This window comes from Streptomyces sp. CO7 (genome assembly GCF_053474865.1).
Genome location: NZ_JBRIOU010000009.1, coordinates 233,533 through 236,956 on the forward strand (window position 1 = coordinate 233,533; position 3,424 = coordinate 236,956).

Sequence of the window (3,424 nt, forward strand, 5' to 3'; positions counted from 1 at the left end):
CCGGGCAGGCCGGTCACGAGCTCCTCGAGCCCTCGGCCCCCGCCGCCCTGTGGCGGATGCGGGCCACGGTGCGCGACGAGCCGGGTTCCCTGGCGGCGCTCTGCACCCGGCTGGCCGGACTCGGGGTGGACATCGTCAGCCTGCAGACCCACCCGCTGGCCGACGGCGTGGTGGACGAGTTCCTCCTGCGGGCCCCCGCCGGTCTCACCGGCTCCGAGCTCTCCACGCAGGTCGAACAGGCCGGGGGCTGGGACGTCTGGACGGAACGCGGGGACGCCCACGACCTGGTGGACGCGCCCACCCGCGCGGTCGCCCTGGCCACCCGCACCGCCCTGGACCCCGCCGAACTCCCCCTCGCACTGCGTCAGTTGCTGGGACGCTGCACCATCCGTCAGGTCCCCGGCGCGCAGGGCCTCGCGCACGGCGCGAGCGGTGACGGCACGACGGCGACGACCGGGATCGACGAGGAGTGCGCCACGCTCATGCGGCTGCGCGCACCGGACGGCGGCGCGATCACCGTCGAGCGTGCCCATCTGCCCTTCACCCCCGCCGAGTTCGCCCGGGCCCGTGCCCTGGTGGAGCTGGACGACCGTCTCGGCCCTCGGATCCCGCCGTCCGAGGACCTGCTGGCGCTGCCCGGCGCGGGCCGCATCACCATCCGCCGCGCCGGCCCGCGTGACCTGGAGGCGACCAAGGCGCTGCACGAGCGCTGCTCCCAGGAGACCCTGCGGCAGCGCTACCACGGCCCGGTGGCGGACGCGGACCGCTACCTGCGCCACCTGCTCAGCCCGAACTTCGGCCGCACGCTCGTCGTCGAGACCGGCCGCGGTCATGTCGTCGGGCTCGGCCACCTCATGTGGGACGGCGACGAGACCGAGGTCGCGCTGCTGATCGAGGACTCCTGGCAGCGGCGCGGCCTCGGCGGCGAACTGCTGTACCGGCTGGTGCGGATGGCCGCCGAGGCGGGCAGCGAGGCCGTCTACGCGGTGACCCAGGCCTCCAACACGGGCATGCTCGCGGCGATGCGCGGCCTGGACCTGCCGCTGGAGTACCAGGTCGAGGAGGGCACCCTGGTGATCACGGCCCGGGTGGAACCGGTGCGGACCGACCTGTCCCGGCACGCCGGCACCTCGGACTGAAACCCGGGCGGACCCGCGGGGCGCACAAACAGAGCTGACGTGGGCCCTCCTCCTGGGAAAGGATGGGCCCATGTCAGACATCACCAACCCGCTGCCCCGCCAGGTCGCCGACGCCTACGTCGACGACCTGATCGCCCTCGACCCGATCACCGGCACCTACCTCGGCGTCGACGCGTGCTCGAACAAGCTCCCCGACCTCTCGCCGGCCGGCCAGGAGGCCATGGCCGAGCTCCAGCGGGCCACCCTGGCGCGGCTGGAGGAGGCGGAACGACGGCCCGGCGCCGACTCCGGCATCGAGCGGCGCTGCGCCCGGCTGCTGCGGGAGCGGCTGACCGCCGAACTGGCCGTCCACGAGGCCCAGGAAGGCCTGCGGGTGGTCAGCAACATCCACAGTCCGGCCCACGCGGTCCGTGAGGTCTTCACCGTCACCCCCGCCGACACGGAGGCGGACTGGGCGGCGATCGCCGAACGGCTGCGCGCGGTGCCCGCCGCGCTGGCCGGGTACCGGGAGTCGCTGGCGCTGGGCCTGGAGCGCAAGCTGTACGCCGGGCCGCGGCCCACCGCCACCTTCGTCGAGCAGCTCGCCGAGTGGGCGGACCCGAACGGTACCGGCCGGGGCTGGTTCGAGGACTTCGCCGCCGACGGTCCCCAGAAGCTCCGCGGGGAGCTGGACGAGGCGGCCCGCGGCGCCACCGCCGCCCTGGCGGAGCTGCGCGACTGGATGCGGGACGTGTACGCCCCGGCCGTCGCCGGCGCCCCGGACACGGTGGGCCGGGAGCGCTACGCCCGCTGGGCCCGGTACTTCAACGGCACCGATCTGGACCTGGACGAGGCGTACGCCTACGGCTGGTCCGAGTACCACCGCATCCTGGGCGAGATGAGGGCCGCGGCCGAGCTGATCCTGCCCGGCGCGGCGACCCCTTGGGTCGCGCTGGCCCACCTGGACGAGCACGGCCGGCACATCGGCGTCGAGGAGGTCCAGGCCTGGCTCCAGGACCTCATGGACCGCGCCGTCGCGGACCTGGACGGGACGCACTTCGACCTCGCCGAGCCGGTGAAGCGGGTGGAGTCGCGCATCGCCCCGCCCGGCGGCGCCGCCGCCCCCTACTACACCAACCCGTCCGAGGACTTCTCCCGGCCGGGCCGCACCTGGCTGCCCACCATGGGACAGACCCGCTTCCCGGTCTACGACCTGGTCTCCACCTGGTACCACGAGGGGGTGCCGGGCCATCACCTGCAGCTCGCGCAGTGGACCTACGTCGCCAAGGACCTCTCCCGGTACCAGGCCGCGACGGGCGGGGTCAGCGCCAACATGGAGGGCTGGGCGCTGTACGCGGAGCGCCTGATGGACGAGCTGGGCTTCCTGGCGGACCCGGAGGAGCGCCTCGGCTACCTGGACGCCCAGATGATGCGTGCGGCACGGGTGATCGTGGACATCGGCATGCACCTGGAGCTGGAGATCCCGGCGGACTCCCCCTTCCACCCGGGCGAGCGCTGGACGCCCGCCCTGGCTGAGGAGTTCTTCGGCGCGCACAGCAGCCGTCCGGCGGACTTCGTCGAGAGCGAGCTGATCCGCTACCTGTCGATGCCGGGTCAGGCCATCGGCTACAAGCTGGGTGAACGCGCCTGGCTGCTGGGCCGTGAGAAGGCCCGTGAGCGGCACGGCGACGCCTTCGACCTCAAGGCCTGGCACATGGCGGCGCTGTCGCAGGGCTCGCTGGGACTGGACGACCTGGTCGACGAGCTCTCCCAGCTCTGACGCCGCGCCCGACGCCGCCCCTGGAGCCGCTCCTGACCTCGTGTCAGCAGCCGCAGTCGGCGTCCGCGGCCACGGGGGCGGTGAGCGGGTCGGGGTCCCGGCGCTCGCCGCCCTCGGCGGTCTCGTAGGCGAAGCCCTCGCGGGCCCAGTACTCGAAACCGCCCAGCATCTCCTTGACCGGGTAGCCGAGCAGGGAGAGGGCCAGCGCGGCGCGGGTGGCGCCGTTGCAGCCGGGGCCCCAGCAGTAGGTGACCACCGGGACGGCCGGGTCGAGCAGCCGCGCCGCCAGCTGCGGGATCTGCGCGGTGGGCAGGTGCAGCGCGCCGGGGACGTGCCCCTGGTCCCAGGACTCGGTGGAGCGGGTGTCGATCACCACGAAGCCCGGGTCGCCGCCCGGACCGGCCTCGGCGAGGGCGGAGGCCACGTCGGAGACGTCGGCGTGGAAGGCGAGGCTCGCCGAGAAGTGGGCGGCGGCCTCGGCGGGTGCCGCCGGCGGCACCCGCAGGACGGGGTTGGCAGTCGTGGC

The 3,424-nt window shown here is 74.3% G+C and carries 3 protein-coding genes; 2 read left to right on the forward strand and 1 reads right to left on the reverse strand.

All coding sequences use genetic code 11. The annotated features are described in order from the left end of the window. Together ACOV8S_RS27635 and ACOV8S_RS27640 are read left to right on the forward strand one after the other, a co-directional pair. The coding region (locus ACOV8S_RS27635; RefSeq protein WP_448321163.1) for a GNAT family N-acetyltransferase at positions 1-1,139 on the forward strand (1,139 nt) is incomplete at its 5' end. 70 nt (positions 1,140-1,209) lie between these two features. Beyond that, positions 1,210-2,898 carry a DUF885 domain-containing protein gene (locus tag ACOV8S_RS27640; RefSeq protein WP_448321164.1) on the forward strand — a complete coding sequence of 563 codons (1,689 nt, stop codon included), beginning with the start codon at positions 1,210-1,212 and terminating at the stop codon, positions 2,896-2,898. Positions 2,899-2,941: 43 nt separating this feature from the next. On the opposite strand, the gene ACOV8S_RS27645 is transcribed toward ACOV8S_RS27640, so the two are convergent. Next, a partial coding sequence (locus ACOV8S_RS27645) for a rhodanese-like domain-containing protein (RefSeq protein WP_448321166.1) occupies positions 2,942-3,424 on the reverse strand: 483 nt, incomplete at its 5' end.

Coding starts and splice junctions, on each gene's coding strand:
- ACOV8S_RS27640 (WP_448321164.1), top strand. CDS start 1,210: ATGTCAGACATCACCAACCCGCTGCCCCGCCAGGTCGCCGACGCCTAC.